The organism is Mycobacterium sp. NGS48 (assembly GCF_059812585.1).
Genome location: NZ_JCALCY010000001.1, coordinates 437154 through 451812, shown reverse-complemented (window position 1 = coordinate 451812; position 14659 = coordinate 437154). Strand labels below are relative to the sequence as shown.

The window sequence follows — 14659 nt, the reverse complement described above, 5'->3', positions numbered from 1 at the left end:
ACATTTGTCGGTGCAATGGTCGACTACGATGCCCAGCCCGGCCGCGAAGCGCCCGCGCATCCGAAATTGTCCGCCGCCCAACAGGAAGCGGACGATCTCGACTTGCACGCCGGACTGCAAGGGCTGGCCGGGATGGTGGCCGGTGCCCGGGCCGTGTTCGAGCTGCTGGGCGAAGTCGCCGAGTTTGCGGCCCATGCCATACCCGGGGTCGACGGTGCCGGAATTGCGTTGATCGACGCAGATCAAGGCAGACCGAAGCTCCAAATAGGTACCGCCACAGCGGGATTCGTTCGCGATATCGATTCCGTACAGTACGACGAGTTGAATGAGGGACCGTGCATCACGTGTATGGAGTCGCGACGGACCATCGTCAGTGGATCGCTGGGGAGCGACAGCCGCTGGCCGCACTTCGGTGGCCGGGTCGCGAGGATGGGCGTGCACTCGGCGCTGTCACTGCCGTTGATGGTTGGCGAACAGGTGACGGGCGCGATCAACTGCTATGCGACTAACCACGACGCGTTCGGCGAGCACGCCGTGCAATTGGGTTCGCAGTTCGCCGGGCCGGCGGCGGTGTCGATCTACAACGCAGAACTGCTGGCCGGGGCTCGAGAGCGGGCCGAACAACTGCAACGGGCGTTGGTTAGCCGCACAGTGATCGATCAGGCGATCGGCATCATCCGGAGCCGGTCGGGCGCCAACGCCGAAGTGGCCTTTGCGCGGCTCGTCCGGATGAGTCAAGCCGAGAACGTCAAGCTCCGTGTGGTCGCTGCGCGACTGGTCGAGGAGGCCGTGCGGCGTGCCCAAGCACGGCGGGCTCAGCCGTGAGCCAGTTCGGACATCGCTTCCAGTAGCGCCGGACGGGAACCCGGTTCGGTCATCAATTGCCGGGCAACGTCGGTCAGGTGATCGTCGTGGGTACGGGCGTAGCTGCGCAACAGCGCGAATGCCTCGTCCAATGAAACATCGAGGCTGGCGCGCAAGAACCCCTTCGCCTGCTCAACGACGATGCGGTTGGTCAACGCCGAGCGCAACCGCGGCGTCACCGTCGAGGGTGTCGGCGGATGTTCTTGCAGGATCGCCACGCACGCGATATGCGCCAGCGTCTGTCCGGCCAGCAAATCGGCCTCGTTGAGCTCGCCGGGCCGGGCACCGAACAAGCCCAAAGAGCCCAACACAATTCCGGCGGCGCGCATCGGCACCGCGTGCACGGAGGCGACGCCTACCTCCAGCGCGGCGGGAACGAACCGCGGCCAGCGCGAGGTTTCGGCGCGCAGGTCTGCGACCGAGACGGGTTGGCCGGTGGAATAGCAATCCACGCAAGGACCCTCATCGGCCTGCAGTTGGAACAGTTCCAGTTCGTGGGTCTGCCCGGACGTCGCAGCCAGCAAGCGGAGTTGCCCCAACGGATCGGCGAGCAGAAAGCCCGCGGTCGCGATATCCAGCAAGTCTGCGCAGCGCTCAGTGAGTTCGGTGAGTAAATCGACGACGTCGAAGTCGTCGAGCAGAGTGTCGACGAGCGACACAACCGCGTCCAGCACCCGGCTTTCCCGAGGGGTATCGGTCACGTTGCCCTCCTTCGGACTGCATCAGTCAGACTCGAGTGTCAAGCGTCGGGCGAGAATGTCGCGGGCGACGTCGGTCGCGCTGCGGCCAGCGGCGTAGGCGTAGGCGCGCAGTCGCACCAGCGCCTGGGCGGGCTCGACCTCGAGTTGCGCGACGAGCATGCCGGTGGCCTGGCTGACCTCTGCGCGGCTCAATACATTGAACTCCGCCCAGGCGGCGCTGTCAGGGTCGTTGACCGCCGCCTGCAGGTCGGCATCCATGAGGTCCAGCAGGGGTAGACCGGCCAGTTCAGCGGCGACGATTGCGCCGGCCAGATGCTCGCCGTGGAGCTCGCCGGGTTGCGCGCGGAACAGGTCGAGGGCACCGACATATTGGCCGGCCAGCACGAGCGGGATCGCAAATACACCCCGGATCTTGTGGTCGAGCATGGCCGGGCCGTAGGCAGGCCACCGCCCGCCCTTGGCGTCGGCGAGGTCGGCGATGAGGATGGGAGCGCGAAGCGTGACGGAGTCCAGGCAAGGCCCCTCGCCGAGGGTGAACTGGAGTTCGTCATACACGCGCGCCGGTGCGCCGCTGGAGCCCAAGGTTCCGCTGGTGACCCCAGCGAAGACCAACGAAATAGCCGCCGCGTCAATGCCGAACAATGTCACGCACGCCTCGCACAGCGAGTCGGCGGCCACGGTGCCACGCCGGCCGTCGACGGCCGCGCGAAGCTCGTCGTGAACCGCCACATCTAACCGAACGGGAGTCGCAGTGGCACGGACATTTCTACACACTCCACCAGCTGAAGTGAACCGACCGGTGTGGATGCGATGGGAAGCGGCATGGATCAACCACCGAGGCCCCGGGGTGCGCGACACTGAATGCGGTTGAGCGGCGGCCCACTTTTCTCAGTTGCACCTCCCTCGGACTCCCACGTCGACTGTGCTGCAGTCATTTCCCTGCGTCTGGCCTTCCGACGAAGGCCCGCACGAATGATGTCCCTGACCGTTAGCGGGGCGCGGACACCCGGGCGTACTCCGGCGGCCTTCGTCATGGCTGTCTCGTTATCTGCTCGCGGAGGCGAGCTGTTGTCGGGTTTCGGAAGCCGTGTTCTACGTTCCGCGTTCAATGGTCTCGGACCACACCTCGGCAGCGTATTCGTCACATGCGGTGGCTGCTTGCGCGGTAGCGACGTGGGCCAGTTCTGCATCGCGCAGGCGTTGCGCGCACAGTGCGCTTTCAGCGCGCGCGGCATGCACAATGCTGTCAGCCGTCCGGAATGATTGAGAATCCCGTTCAGCGGACATGAAAGTGCGGGCGGCGGCGTGCCGCAAGACCATCACGGCTAACGACGTGGAGGTCCCGGACGGGATCACCAGAAGACTCGTCGAAGCCGAACTGCCAGTGATCACCATCAGGCGTTGGTGACTGAGAACCTGGCCGCTGTCACCGCTGATTACCCGATTATGCGGGTCGAGGACTGGCGAGCCTTCCAAAGACGACCAGTTGACGCTGATATCGATGATGTGACCCAGTCGCGTCGACAAAGCCTCGATCAGCTCGGGCAGCTCGCGCGCTATCGAGGCAGTGTGCGGCCACCACGCGCCGTCAAGATCCCCACCCAGTTCCATAGCGAGGGCCAGCCGCACTGGACTCGCCAAGCGCCGACCACGCGCAGAGCTGTTCATGGGGTTGATGGCCCCGCGACCCAAGTGGCGAGGGTCGAACAGTCAGTCGTAGCAACGAATTCGGCAATCCTCGAGCGTGAGGTGTTGTAATGCACGAACGATCCCTTCACTTCGAGGTTGACCCGGTACATGCGTGTAGGGATCGACGATTGAATCGGATCGCACTTGATACGAACTGGTTCACCCTCGACGCTACACCCCGCGTGTTGCGCGGGCCATCATGAGGCAACTGGAGACGGGGCCAGCAACTCTGCGGCGTTGGACTGCAACCCGAATTTTCATCGTTTAGTGAACTTGTTATCCATGTGGGCTGGCAGGCAATTTCCTGCCAGTCCACCGGTGTTTTTGGACTGCTCATCGCCGGGAGGCATACGATCCGGACGCTCGAACAAAAATGTGCCGCCAAGCGCGCAGAAGTCGAGGGTGCAACTTCGAATGTCAACGGGCAGAAGGTAAAACCTAAAGGCTCTCAATTGAGCTTCCAGTACGGCCGTCATTCCATAACTTTGGCACGCACAGCTATTGCGGCAACCAATAGTTTCGGGGGTGCCAACGGTTGGTGGCATGTGAGGTCATCTCCGTCACCACTGAGCGGCCTTGCCCGCGGGGGGATTCTTGCGCGGCCGCCACCAGGATGTCGACCGATTCGGCGACGCCGGTCGCGATGTCGTCGACTGCGGGCACGTTCTCGGGGCATGCGCACACACTCAGGTCCATGACGTCGCCGTAGCGGGTCAGGGTGAAATTCAAGCCGCAGTGTTCGGTCAGCGGCGCGACGGTGTGCATACCGACGACCTTGGCACCGGCACAGTACGTCGATTCCGGCTGACCAGCAGCATATGAGACGCTCCCGTGACAGATCGGCCGTCGCGTTTTCCGGAGGCCCAATCCGCTGTACAACCGCATACCAGTGCGGACAGTGGCGGGCGGTAGGAGTGCCGCGATACGCGCAAAATCGACTCTTTGGCCGGTCTTTTCGACGTCGCGCGTGTGCGCGGCGCTCGCCCTCTCGGTGGCGGTGTGCAGGTTCGTGAGCACCTGTACGGGGTCATCGAGCTGGACTGGAATGCGAATTCGACCGATGGCCAACGAATTTCCCATAGCGTTGGGGTCGATGCTGGCCGGCTGCAGCGGTATCTGGATCGTCAGTGGACCGTCGTGCATGACGTGGTGTCGTTGGAGCCAGGCACGTAGCGACAGCGTGCACGCGGCCAGGAACGCGTTGGTGAGGGTGCCTCCGAACGCGTTACTCACCCTCTCCAGGTCGGCTCGTCGGACCGACGCAAAGGCCACCGATCGGCGTTGAGTCAGCGGAGTGTCGAACACGCTTTGCGGCAGCGGCCTGCTTGTCGACGGCACCGCTGGTTGTGCCCGGGCGGGTTGAATGGTGCCGCCCACGGTGCGCAGTGCACCTGCCACGGTCTCGGCAACGATACAAATGCCCTTGACGTAGTTTTCTACGATCTCGCTGACGAGATCGGTGGCGAGTTCGCCGAAAGAGGGCGCCGTGCCCAAGCTCGGCTGGATAGGCCGTTCGTTGGCAGGGTTGTCACCGGGACGGCAACCGAGCAGTCGCGACCACACAGACGCTGCGCCCTGGCCGCCGTCGTTCAACGCAGGCGACATCTTCACGGCGAGCGCCCACCGGCCGCCCGCCAGTCCGTCGATGCTCCAGGCTTCCCACAGGCTTCTGCGCCGGTCATGCCGCGCGGTGCTCAGCTGCGCGATCAGATCGGCGAGCTCGCACCGCCCGCCTGGAGCGGGAATCGTTGCACTATGGATTTGAGACGTTGGGTCATAGTCTTCGATCTCGGCCCACAACGGCTGACCCACGCCCAGCGGCTTGCCCACCAGCCGGCTACGGAAGCGCGCCAGTCGCGGCAGCGACGAGGCCACCAACTGGTGTAGCCGTTCGTGGCTGAGCTGATCGGACGGCTCGGTGATGATCAGCGAGACAGTATCCGCCGGCGTCGTCGAATCCTCGACCTGCAACCACCGCGTATCCGCTTCTGACAATCGGGTACCCATCAGCAGGCCCCCGCTTCAGCCACGGAAGGCTGTCGGGTCGCAACGATCAAGCCCATCGTGCCGGCAGATCCGGCGACGTTCATGTTCTTTGTCCCAGTCGGCGCTTCAACTCGAGGAGCTGGATCTCCAGTTCGACCACGGCATGAGCGACCACGCTCAAGGCCAGGGCAGCGCGCGCAGCCTCGGTGGTAGGGCCTGCGGTGGTCGCATTGTCGATGTCCTCGAGTCGCCGAAGCATGCGTTGTGAGATCACCGCTTCGGACGGCATGTCGCCAATGCCAAACTCGCTGAGTGCTTTGAATATCGGGTCGTCATTTTTCATTGCTCTGTACCTATCCCGGGCACCGACTAGCGCCGTTACGGTCTTGACCAAGAACCGGCCAAATTGTTGGATTCGGCCAAGACGCAACCAGGTGGGTTAGCGGAAGAGACAGCGCCGATGCTTTTCACACTACGCGCGTCCGGAACGGGCCCGCGCCCGTCAATGCGCCAACGCCGACAGACCCCTGAGCCGTGGTGGCAGGTCCAGGATTCGAACCTGGGTAGGCGTAAGCCGACGGATTTACAGTCCGCTCCCATTGGCCGCTCGGGCAACCTGCCGTATGTATTACGGGTAGCAGAGTACAACGAGGATGTACCCGGAGTACAAACGGCTAATACCGATGGAAGGGGAACGGATCCAATGGCGGATTCATCGTTCGATGTCGTCAGCAAGATCGAGCACCAAGAGGTCGACAACGCCCTCAACCAGGCTGCCAAGGAACTGGCCACCCGGTTCGACTTCCGCGGCACCGACACCAAGATCGCGTGGAAGGGCGACGAGGCGATCGAGTTGACATCGTCCACCGAGGAGCGCGTCAAAGCCGCCGTCGACGTCTTCAAAGAAAAGCTGATTCGTCGCGACATCAGCCTCAAGGCCTTCGACGCCGGCGAGCCGCAGGCCTCCGGCAAGACCTACAAGATCACCGGCACCCTCAAGCAGGGCATTTCCAGCGAGAACGCCAAGAAGATCACCAAGCTGATCCGCGATGAAGGACCCAAGAACGTCAAGTCCCAGATCCAGGGCGACGAGGTCCGGGTGTCCAGCAAGAAACGCGACGACCTGCAGGCCGTCATCGCCATGTTGAAAGACGCTGACCTCGACGTCGCGTTGCAGTTCGTCAACTATCGGTAGGTCGTGCGATTCGTGCGCCTAGCGTCAGCGCATGAAGTGCATATATGCTGGTCACTATGACCACTGTCGAGGACCTCACCGTCGCAACGCGGCGCGTCCGTGAGAGTGCTCGAGCCGTGGGCGCTGCGCTTGCATCCGTTGCCGTGTACACCGAGCCTGCCATCGCGCGGGCGGTGCAAGCCGAACACAACCTCTACGCGCGAATCGAGGCCGAGTTCGGCATGCTGACCAGCACCGAAGCCGGCAAACGGATGGGGTCGCGGTCCCGTGCCCCGCGCAATCTCGCCACCACCGCGCACCGCAACAACCAACTGGTTGCTGTACGGCAGGGCAACTACCTCGCCTATCCGGGGTTCCAGTTCGGGCCGGACGGGCAGCCGCTCGCCGTGATACACCGGCTGCGCGAAATCGCCGAAACCAGTGACTGGTCGGAGGCGGGCCTGGTGCAGTGGTTGTGCTCGCCGACGACGTACTTCGACGGGGATCGCCCCGTCGATCACCTCGCCGAAGATCCGGACCGCGTCGTCGCCGTGGCAGCGGACGACTTGTCCATCGAGTGGTGAAAAGGCCGCCGACTCCGTTCGACCCAGCCATCGACACCCTGCCCGTCGGGCAGCTGCTATATCGCGCCTTCACGGCTGCCCGTAAACCCATCGAGTTCAACCCCGGCATCGGCGGCCCGACCCGGTTCGGCTTCTTCGGCGACCCAGTCGTACCGATCATGTACACGGCGGAGACCGAAGAAGCGGCGGTCGCCGAATCGCTGTTGCACAACGTCCCGACCGAAGGGGGCGTGCTGTCCTACGACAGGTACTCCCACAAAGCACTCGTCCGTCTCGAAGTGACCCGCGAGCTGCGTCTCGCCGTCCTCTACGGCATGGGATTACGACGCCTCAAGGTCAATGCCGACGATGTCACGTCGAGCCCGGCTTCCAGCTACCCGAGCACGGTGCAATGGGCCGAAGCCGCGCACGGGATCGGCCTAGATGGCGTGGTGTGGATGTCGCGATTGTGCAATGACAGTAAGGCGTATGTGTTCTTCGGCGATCGGTGCGCCGACGCCTTCGTTCAGGACGTCTCGCACGCACGCATCTTCGCCAGCCCTGCCGACCAGATGTGGCTGATCGACCTGTGCGCACCGCTGCATGTCGACGTGCTGCCTCAGCCGTCCTAATCTGTACCGCTCTGGCCCAATCAACCGGTGGGTGCCTACCCTGGTGACCAAGACCACACCGTCGCCAGAAGCGAGGTTCGCGATGACCGCAACGCCAGAGGACACCGGATACTTCGACGTCGTAATCATCGGCGCCGGCATTTCCGGGCTGGGCGCGGCTTATCGGCTCACCGAACGCAACCCCGGTCTGAGCTACGTCATCCTGGAGCGCCGCGAGCAGATCGGCGGCACGTGGGACCTGTTCCGCTACCCCGGCGTGCGTTCGGACAGCAGCATCTTCACGCTGTGCTTCCCCTACGAGCCGTGGACCCGCAAAGAAGGCGTGGCCGACGGCGACGACATCCGTGCCTACCTGAAAGCAACCGCGCACAAGTACGGCATCGATTCGCACATCCGGTTCAACAGCTATGTCCGCTCGGCCGACTGGGACTCCTCGACCGACACCTGGACGGTCACCGCCGAGCAGGACGGCGCGCCGACGACCTACCGCGGCCGGTTCGTGTTCTTCGGCTCCGGCTACTACAACTACGACGAGGCCTACACCCCGGATTTCCCCGGCCTCGAGCAGTTCGGCGGCACCGTCGTGCATCCGCAGCACTGGCCGGAGGACCTCGACTACACCGGCAAGAAGATGGTGGTGATCGGCAGTGGTGCGACGGCGATTTCGCTGATCCCGTCGCTGACCGAGAAAGCGTCGAAAGTCACGATGCTGCAGCGCTCACCGACGTACATGTTCTCGGCCTCGAAGTACAGCTGGTTCGCCGACGGCCTGCGAAAGCTATTGCCGCGCAGGCTGGCTCACCTGATCATCCGGTTGCGCAACGCGCTGTTCGAAGGCTTGATCTGGTTCTTGGCCCGCAAGACACCCGGCTTCATGAAGTGGTGGATCCGCCGCATCGCGATCAGCAACCTGCCCAAGGGCTACGACGTGGACACTCACTTCAAGCCGCGCTACAACCCGTGGGACCAGCGGCTGTGCCTGATTCCCGACGCCGACCTCTACGTCGCGATTGGCGAGGGACGCGCCGAGGTGGTCACCGACCATATCGACCACTTCGATTCCACCGGAATCGTTTTGAAGTCCGGTGGCCATTTGGACGCCGACATCATCGTCACCGCCACCGGCCTGCAATTGCAGGCGCTCGGCGGTGTCACGGTGTCCATCGACGGGTCCGAAATCAAGCCCCAGGACCGATTCGTCTACAAGGCGCACATGCTCGAAGACGTGCCCAACCTGTTCTGGTGTGTGGGCTACACCAACGCCTCATGGACGTTGCGCGCCGACATTACCGCCCGCGCGACCGCAAAGCTGTTGGCGCACATGAAGACTCACGGCTACACCCATGCGTATCCGCATCTCGGCGCGGAGCCGATGCCGGAAAAGCCGTCGTGGGATATCCAGGCCGGCTATGTGCTGCGCTCACTGCATGCGCTGCCCAAATCGGGCACCAAGCGGCCGTGGAATGTGCGGCAGAACTACTTCGCCGACGCGCTCGACTACCAGTTCGACCGGGTCGAGGAAGCGATGGTGTTCGGCCGCGCCGAGGAAACCGCAGCGCTGGCCGGCTAGACGCCATACGCTGATCGCCATGGCACCTGCTCTGCGCGAACCGAACGTCGTCGTCTTGGGTGGCGGCTCTTGGGGCACCACCGTCGCGTCCATCTGCGCGCGCCGCGCACCGACGCTGCAATGGGTGCGCTCGGAGGACACCGCCAAGGACATCAACGACAACCACCGCAACACCCGCTATCTCGGCGACAGCGTGGACCTCAGCGAGAACCTGCGTGCCACCACCGACTTCTCCGAGGCCGCCAACAGCGCCGACGTCGTCGTCATGGGAGTGCCGTCCCACGGGTTCCGCGGGGTGCTCACCGAACTGGCCGCCGAGCTGCGGCCGTGGGTGCCGGTGGTGTCACTGGTCAAAGGCCTCGAGCAGGGCACGAATATGCGGATGTCGCAGATCGTCGACGAGGTGCTGCCCGGCCACCCGGCCGGCATCCTGGCCGGCCCCAACATCGCCCGCGAGGTGGCCGAGGGATACGCGGCCGCCGCCGTGCTGGCAATGCCCGATCAGCATCTCGCTGCTCGGCTGGCACAACTGTTCCGCACCAAGCGGTTTCGCACTTATACGAGCGACGACGTGGTCGGCGTCGAGATGGCCGGTGCGTTGAAGAACGTCTATGCGATCGCGGTGGGGATGGGCTACTCGTTGGGCATCGGCGAGAACACCCGCGCAATGGTGATGGCCCGCTCGGTGCGTGAGATGTCCAAGCTGGGCGAGGCGGCCGGCGGCCAACGGGACACCTTCGCCGGCCTGGCCGGCATGGGCGATCTGATCGTCACCTGCACCAGCCAGCGCAGCCGCAACCGCCACGTCGGCGAGCAACTCGGCGCCGGCAAGCCGATTGACGAGATCATCGCGTCGATGAACCAAGTCGCCGAGGGCGTCAAAGCCGCCAGCGTGATCATGGAGTTTTCCGACAAGTACGGGCTGAACATGCCGATCGCCCGTGAGGTCGACGGCGTGATCAACCACGGCTCCAACGTCGAGCAGGCCTACCGGGGCTTGATCGCCGAGGCACCGGGGCACGAGGTGCACGGCGCCGGCTTCTAGACCCTATTGCCGGTGCGTCAGTCGACGTCGATGCTGATATGCAGGCGCTTGCCGCATGCTCGAGCCACTCGCTCCAGTGCCTCGACCGTCGGCGCGCGGCTACCGTTCTCCCACGCGGCGACCGCTGACTGGCTGGTTTCCAGCGCCGCAGCCAACTGGGCCTGCGTCATCCCGGCACCCGCCCGGGTCTCGTAGACCAGCCCGGCCAAGGTCATCGGCCATCCGGCCTCACGGATATCTGCTGTTTGGATTTCTGCCATCGGGATCACCACTTTTCACGGTTCACCATTGACCGTCTCATCCACTATACCGAATTCGATATAGATGAATCCAATTTTTTTGGGACATAGATCCCAGCGGCCGGCGGCGGCCCAAATTTGTGTTCTCTATGTATCCGGCGGCCTGGTTTGACCACCCCTTCGCCCGATAAATAGGCTCGGACTGAGCAATTGGGCGTCGAGGGGCCGCCCGAGTATCGGTAAAGGTTATGTGCGGCAAGAGTTTACGTCGTCGCAACCTCAGATATTCAAGTGTTAACCGGCAGGTCATTACGCTCCACATCCATGGACCGCGATCCGACAAAGGAGCGACCGATTCCGCACACCGAAGCACTGGCCGACCACGACGTTGACCCAGCGGCGGTGCGCAGCGATCGGCTGCGATCGATTCTGCGGTATGACCTGCCGGCATCGCTCGTGGTGTTCCTGGTTGCGCTGCCACTCTCGCTGGGCATCGCGATTGCCTCCGACGCGCCGGTGCTCGCCGGGCTGATCGCCGCAATCGTCGGCGGCGTCGTCGTCGGGATCATGGGCGGATCACCGCTGCAGGTCAGTGGTCCGGCGGCCGGTCTGACCGTCGTCGTCGCCGACCTCGTCGCCCAATTCGGTTGGGCGGTAACATGTCTGATCACCGTGGCCGCCGGTGTGCTGCAGGTGCTGCTCGGGCTGATCCGGGTTGCCCGAGCGGCGCTGGCGATCTCGCCCGTCGTCGTGCACGCGATGCTGGCCGGCATCGGCATCACAATCGCGTTGCAGCAAGCCCATGTGCTGCTGGGTGGAGAATCCAAAAGCACCTCGTGGCATAACCTCGTCGGCCTGCCCGCCCAACTACTCGGCGCACATGGCCGCGGGCTGATCCTGGGCATGCTCGTGATCGTCACGTTGGTGGCCTGGCGCTGGGTGCCGAAACCGATCTCGAATGTGCCGGGCCCGCTTGCCGCCATCGTGGGCGTGACGGGCATCTCGCTGGTGCTGCCGTTCAACGTCCGCCGGATCACGCTGGACGGGTCGCTGCTGGATGCGTTGACGTTGCCGGGTATCCCCAAGGGCAACTGGGGAGCCTTCGCCACGGCGGTGCTCACCGTCGCGCTGATCGCCAGTGTTCAAAGCCTGCTGACGGCCGTTGCCGTCGACCGATTGCACGACGGGCCGCGCAGCGATCTCAACCGCGAGTTGATCGGACAGGGCACCGCCAACATCGCGTCCGGCGCAATCGGCGGGCTGCCGATCGCCGGGGTGATTGTGCGGAGCACGGCCAACATCAATGCGGGCGCGAAATCCAGCGCCTCAGCTGTTCTACACAGCTTCTGGATTCTGCTGTTCGCCCTGCCGTTCGCAGCATTGGTCCAAAAGATCCCCAGTGCAGCACTGGCCGGCCTGCTCATTGTCATCGGGATCCGGCTGCTGCAGCCGGCTCAGATCCAAATCGCCCGCCGCAACGGTGATTTCGCCATCTACCTGGTGACCACGCTTGCTGTTGTCTTCCTCAACGTGCTGCACGGCGTAGCGATTGGACTGCTGCTGGCCGTCGCATTGACCGGCTGGCGGGTGATCCGGGCCAAAATCGCTACCGAACACGACGGCGAGAACTGGCGCGTGGTCGTGGAAGGCATCTGCACCTTCATGTCGCTGCCCCGACTGACCGCCGCCCTGGCGTCGATCCCGGCGGGCACCGTGGTCACCGTCGAGTTGCTGGCCCACTACCTCGACCATGCCGCGCATCAGGCGATCGACGACTGGCAGCGACAGCACCACGCCACCGGCGGGACGGTGCGCGTCGTCGGGATGCTGTAGCTATCACCAATCCAGGAGGCCGCGCTGCTGCCGGTCGGAGAGCTTCTGCACGACCCACTGATTCATCGACACGTTCTGCTCGGCGGCTTCGATGGTGAGCCGGGCATGCAATGCCGGCGACGTTCGGACCACGAATTTGCCGCTGTATTGCCGTTCGGTGAGTGGACTCGGGACGCTGCCGCCCGTCGCGTGCCGCTCGGCGATTTCTTTGTCGACGGCCTCCTCGACGGCGGCAATCGCTTCCCGCATCGTCGGCGCCCGCTCCGATAACCAGGGCAGTTCGATGCAGCGCCCGACGTATTCCGATTGCTCCGGGGACCATTCAGCACGATACGTGTAACGGTTCATACCCAGGTGATATCACATGCGATGTCAACTTGGAGGAGATGCTAATCCTTCGGCCGGCGACTGAGACCTAACCGCGGGCCATCGACTCCAGCCGGCGGATCCGGTCGGCGATCGGCGGGTGCGTCGAGAACAGCGACCCGATCCGCTCGCCCGCCCGGAATGGGTTGGCGATCATCAGGTGCGCCTGGCTGGCCAGCTGCGGCTCCGGCGGCAGCGGCGCGGCCTGCACGCCGCTGGAGATCTTGCGCAACGCCGAGGCCAACGCCAACGGGTCGCCGGTCAACATCGCGCCGGATTCGTCGGCCTGGTACTCGCGTGAACGCGAGACCGCCATCCGCACCACCGTCGCCGCGATCGGGCCGAGCAGTGAAACGAACACCAGCGCAAAAGGATTGCCACCCTCGCGGTTACCGCCACCGAAGAACATCGCCATGTAGGACAACGCGGTGATCACCGATGCCAGCGCGCCGGCCACACACGAGATCAGGATGTCGCGGTTGTAGACATGTGAGAGCTCGTGGCCGAGCACGGCGCGCAACTCGCGCTCGTTGAGCATGTTCAAGATGCCGGTGGTGCAGCACACCGCGGCGTTGCGTGGATTGCGCCCGGTGGCGAACGCGTTGGGCGCGGCGGTGTCGCTGATGTACAGCCGCGGCATCGGCTGGTGTGCGGCGGTGGCCAGCTCGCGGACGATCCGGTACATCGCCGGCTCCTGCACCTCGGACACCGGCTGGGCGTGCATCGCCCGTAGCGCCAACTTGTCGCTGTTGAAATAGGTGTAAGCGTTCATGCCGACGGCGAACAGCACCGCCAGCCACATCGCGGTCCTGCCGAACATCGCGCCGGCGAGCACGATCAGCACCGACATGCCCACCAGCAGCGCGAACGTCTTGAACGTGTTCTGATGCGGATGCCAGGTCATGAGTTTCCTCCTACGAACACCCGGGTCTTAGTCATTAAACGCCCGGGGCCGTCCGCCGGGTTCCGCAGACTAGCCGTGTCGGTTGATCGTGTAGTCGACCAGCGTGGCCAGCGCATGCCGGCTGGGCAGATCGGGCAGCGCGGCCAGCTCCTCGCGGGCCTGCGCCGCATAGCGCGCCACAGTGTCCTTGGCCTGGGCCATGCCCGCCGAGCCGCGCAGCAGCGAAAGTGCCTCGGCCAGCACCTCGTCGTCCTCGACCGGGCCGACCAGCAGCTCGCGGAGCCGGTCGGCGTCGGGCCCGGTGTCGCGCAGCGCATAGAGCACCGGCAATGTGTGCACGCCTTCACGCAGGTCGGTGCCGGGCAGTTTGCCCGATTCGTCCGGGTCGCTGTCGATGTCGATGATGTCGTCGGAGATCTGGAACGCGGTGCCGACGATGCCGCCGAGCCGGTCCAGCCGCTCGATTTGATCGTCGCCGGCGCCGGAGAACATTGCACCGAAACGGCCCGCCGCGCCGATCAGACAGGCCGTTTTCTCGTACACCACCTTCAGGTAGTGCTCGATCGGGTCCGTGCCGCCCGCGGCGCCGCGGGTCTCGCGCATCTGTCCGGTCACCAGCTGGGCGAACGTCTCGGCGATCACCCGCACCGCGTCGGGCCCCAGCCGCGACACCAGCCGCGAGGCCGTCGCAAACAAGTAGTCGCCGGCCAGGATCGCGATGTTGTTACTCCACCGCGCGTTGGCACTGGCCGCTCCGCGGCGCACTTGCGCCTCGTCCATCACGTCGTCGTGATACAGCGTGGCCAGGTGCACCAGCTCGATGACCGCGCCGGCGATCGTCACCTCGTGCGCGTCCGGCTGCGGCCCGAGTTGCGCGGAAAGCACCGTGAACAGCGGGCGGAACCGTTTGCCGCCGGCCTCGAACAGGTGCAGCACCGCCTCGGTCATCAAGCCGTCGGAGCCGCGTAGCTCGGTCTCCATCAACTGCTCGATGCGGTCGACACCCGCACGCACATCCGCGGCGAATGCGGCGTCGCCGAAGTCCACACCCGCCACCACAGTCGCCGGAGTCCTCACGCGACCAACATACTGG

General features: G+C 64.5%; 16 protein-coding genes and 1 tRNA gene. 7 read left to right on the top strand and 10 right to left on the bottom strand.

The annotated features are described in order from the left end of the window. The first annotated feature begins 15 nt into the window (after window positions 1-15). On the top strand, window positions 16-825 hold the full coding sequence (locus tag AC5Y42_RS02225) for a GAF and ANTAR domain-containing protein (RefSeq protein WP_499895435.1): 810 nt from the start codon (window positions 16-18) through the stop codon (window positions 823-825). Here the strand turns inward: AC5Y42_RS02225 and AC5Y42_RS02220 are convergent. The 6 genes from AC5Y42_RS02220 to AC5Y42_RS02195 all read right to left on the bottom strand — a co-directional run bounded on the left by AC5Y42_RS02220 (window position 816) and on the right by AC5Y42_RS02195 (window position 5861). Continuing rightward, complete coding sequence (locus AC5Y42_RS02220; RefSeq protein WP_499895433.1) at window positions 816-1565, bottom strand: GAF and ANTAR domain-containing protein; 750 nt, start codon at window positions 1563-1565, stop codon at window positions 816-818. The two genes, AC5Y42_RS02225 and AC5Y42_RS02220, sit on opposite strands and share 10 nt — an antisense overlap. Window positions 1566-1586: 21 nt before the next feature. Further along, window positions 1587-2294: a GAF and ANTAR domain-containing protein gene (locus AC5Y42_RS02215; protein ID WP_499895431.1), complete on the bottom strand. Its 708-nt coding sequence runs from the start codon at window positions 2292-2294 to the stop codon at window positions 1587-1589. A gap of 363 nt (window positions 2295-2657) precedes the next feature. Continuing rightward, window positions 2658-3206, bottom strand: a complete 549-nt coding sequence (locus tag AC5Y42_RS02210; protein WP_499895430.1) for a DUF5994 family protein — start codon at window positions 3204-3206, stop codon at window positions 2658-2660. Between the two features lie 546 nt (window positions 3207-3752). Beyond that, window positions 3753-5261, bottom strand: a complete 1509-nt coding sequence (locus AC5Y42_RS02205; RefSeq protein WP_499895428.1) for a wax ester/triacylglycerol synthase domain-containing protein — start codon at window positions 5259-5261, stop codon at window positions 3753-3755. A 79-nt stretch (window positions 5262-5340) separates the two neighbouring features. Further along, window positions 5341-5583 carry a hypothetical protein gene (locus tag AC5Y42_RS02200; RefSeq protein ID WP_499895427.1) on the bottom strand — a complete coding sequence of 81 codons (243 nt, stop codon included), beginning with the start codon at window positions 5581-5583 and terminating at the stop codon, window positions 5341-5343. 192 nt (window positions 5584-5775) lie between these two features. Continuing rightward, window positions 5776-5861: transfer RNA gene (locus tag AC5Y42_RS02195), tRNA-Tyr, on the bottom strand. 82 nt (window positions 5862-5943) lie between these two features. On the opposite strand from AC5Y42_RS02195, the gene AC5Y42_RS02190 reads away from it, so the two are divergent. The 5 genes from AC5Y42_RS02190 to AC5Y42_RS02170 all read left to right on the top strand — a co-directional run bounded on the left by AC5Y42_RS02190 (window position 5944) and on the right by AC5Y42_RS02170 (window position 10224). Then, window positions 5944-6435 carry a YajQ family cyclic di-GMP-binding protein gene (locus AC5Y42_RS02190; RefSeq protein WP_499895425.1) on the top strand — a complete coding sequence of 164 codons (492 nt, stop codon included), beginning with the start codon at window positions 5944-5946 and terminating at the stop codon, window positions 6433-6435. A 56-nt stretch (window positions 6436-6491) separates the two neighbouring features. After that, window positions 6492-6998: a hypothetical protein gene (locus AC5Y42_RS02185; protein WP_499895423.1), complete on the top strand. Its 507-nt coding sequence runs from the start codon at window positions 6492-6494 to the stop codon at window positions 6996-6998. Further along, the gene (locus AC5Y42_RS02180) at window positions 6995-7609 is read left to right on the top strand and encodes an RES family NAD+ phosphorylase (protein WP_499895421.1); all 615 of its coding nucleotides are present in this window, start codon (window positions 6995-6997) and stop codon (window positions 7607-7609) included. The genes AC5Y42_RS02185 and AC5Y42_RS02180 overlap by 4 nt, the downstream gene beginning before the upstream one ends. An 82-nt stretch (window positions 7610-7691) precedes the next feature. Next, window positions 7692-9179 carry a flavin-containing monooxygenase gene (locus tag AC5Y42_RS02175; protein ID WP_499895419.1) on the top strand — a complete coding sequence of 496 codons (1488 nt, stop codon included), beginning with the start codon at window positions 7692-7694 and terminating at the stop codon, window positions 9177-9179. Window positions 9180-9198: 19 nt separating this feature from the next. Further along, window positions 9199-10224, top strand: coding sequence for an NAD(P)H-dependent glycerol-3-phosphate dehydrogenase (locus AC5Y42_RS02170; protein ID WP_499895417.1), 1026 nt, complete (start codon window positions 9199-9201; stop codon window positions 10222-10224). A 17-nt stretch (window positions 10225-10241) separates the two neighbouring features. On the opposite strand, the gene AC5Y42_RS02165 is transcribed toward AC5Y42_RS02170, so the two are convergent. After that, window positions 10242-10484, bottom strand: coding sequence for a helix-turn-helix transcriptional regulator (locus tag AC5Y42_RS02165; RefSeq protein WP_499895416.1), 243 nt, complete (start codon window positions 10482-10484; stop codon window positions 10242-10244). 303 nt (window positions 10485-10787) lie between these two features. On the opposite strand from AC5Y42_RS02165, the gene AC5Y42_RS02160 reads away from it, so the two are divergent. After that, window positions 10788-12296, top strand: a complete 1509-nt coding sequence (locus AC5Y42_RS02160) for a SulP family inorganic anion transporter (RefSeq protein WP_499895415.1) — start codon at window positions 10788-10790, stop codon at window positions 12294-12296. 3 nt (window positions 12297-12299) lie between these two features. On the opposite strand, the gene AC5Y42_RS02155 is transcribed toward AC5Y42_RS02160, so the two are convergent. The 3 genes from AC5Y42_RS02155 to grcC1 all read right to left on the bottom strand — a co-directional run bounded on the left by AC5Y42_RS02155 (window position 12300) and on the right by grcC1 (window position 14643). Further along, window positions 12300-12644: a type II toxin-antitoxin system HicB family antitoxin gene (locus AC5Y42_RS02155; RefSeq protein WP_499895414.1), complete on the bottom strand. Its 345-nt coding sequence runs from the start codon at window positions 12642-12644 to the stop codon at window positions 12300-12302. A gap of 67 nt (window positions 12645-12711) precedes the next feature. After that, the gene (htpX, locus tag AC5Y42_RS02150) at window positions 12712-13566 is read right to left on the bottom strand and encodes a zinc metalloprotease HtpX (RefSeq protein WP_499895412.1); all 855 of its coding nucleotides are present in this window, start codon (window positions 13564-13566) and stop codon (window positions 12712-12714) included. 69 nt (window positions 13567-13635) lie between these two features. Continuing rightward, on the bottom strand, window positions 13636-14643 hold the full coding sequence (grcC1, locus tag AC5Y42_RS02145) for a nonaprenyl/(2E,6E)-farnesyl/geranylgeranyl diphosphat synthase (RefSeq protein ID WP_499895410.1): 1008 nt from the start codon (window positions 14641-14643) through the stop codon (window positions 13636-13638). Window positions 14644-14659: the final 16 nt, after the last annotated feature.

Excerpts from the sequence above, each read along its gene's own strand:
- AC5Y42_RS02205 (WP_499895428.1), bottom strand. The coding sequence starts at position 5,261 with ATGGGTACCCGATTGTCAGAAGCGGATACGCGGTGGTTGCAGGTCGAG.
- AC5Y42_RS02160 (WP_499895415.1), top strand. The coding sequence starts at position 10,788 with ATGGACCGCGATCCGACAAAGGAGCGACCGATTCCGCACACCGAAGCA.
- AC5Y42_RS02170 (WP_499895417.1), top strand. The coding sequence starts at position 9,199 with ATGGCACCTGCTCTGCGCGAACCGAACGTCGTCGTCTTGGGTGGCGGC.
- AC5Y42_RS02185 (WP_499895423.1), top strand. The coding sequence starts at position 6,492 with ATGACCACTGTCGAGGACCTCACCGTCGCAACGCGGCGCGTCCGTGAG.
- AC5Y42_RS02225 (WP_499895435.1), top strand. The coding sequence starts at position 16 with ATGGTCGACTACGATGCCCAGCCCGGCCGCGAAGCGCCCGCGCATCCG.
- AC5Y42_RS02165 (WP_499895416.1), bottom strand. The coding sequence starts at position 10,484 with ATGGCAGAAATCCAAACAGCAGATATCCGTGAGGCCGGATGGCCGATG.
- AC5Y42_RS02155 (WP_499895414.1), bottom strand. The coding sequence starts at position 12,644 with ATGAACCGTTACACGTATCGTGCTGAATGGTCCCCGGAGCAATCGGAA.
- AC5Y42_RS02200 (WP_499895427.1), bottom strand. The coding sequence starts at position 5,583 with ATGAAAAATGACGACCCGATATTCAAAGCACTCAGCGAGTTTGGCATT.
- AC5Y42_RS02190 (WP_499895425.1), top strand. The coding sequence starts at position 5,944 with ATGGCGGATTCATCGTTCGATGTCGTCAGCAAGATCGAGCACCAAGAG.
- htpX (WP_499895412.1), bottom strand. The coding sequence starts at position 13,566 with ATGACCTGGCATCCGCATCAGAACACGTTCAAGACGTTCGCGCTGCTG.
- AC5Y42_RS02175 (WP_499895419.1), top strand. The coding sequence starts at position 7,692 with ATGACCGCAACGCCAGAGGACACCGGATACTTCGACGTCGTAATCATC.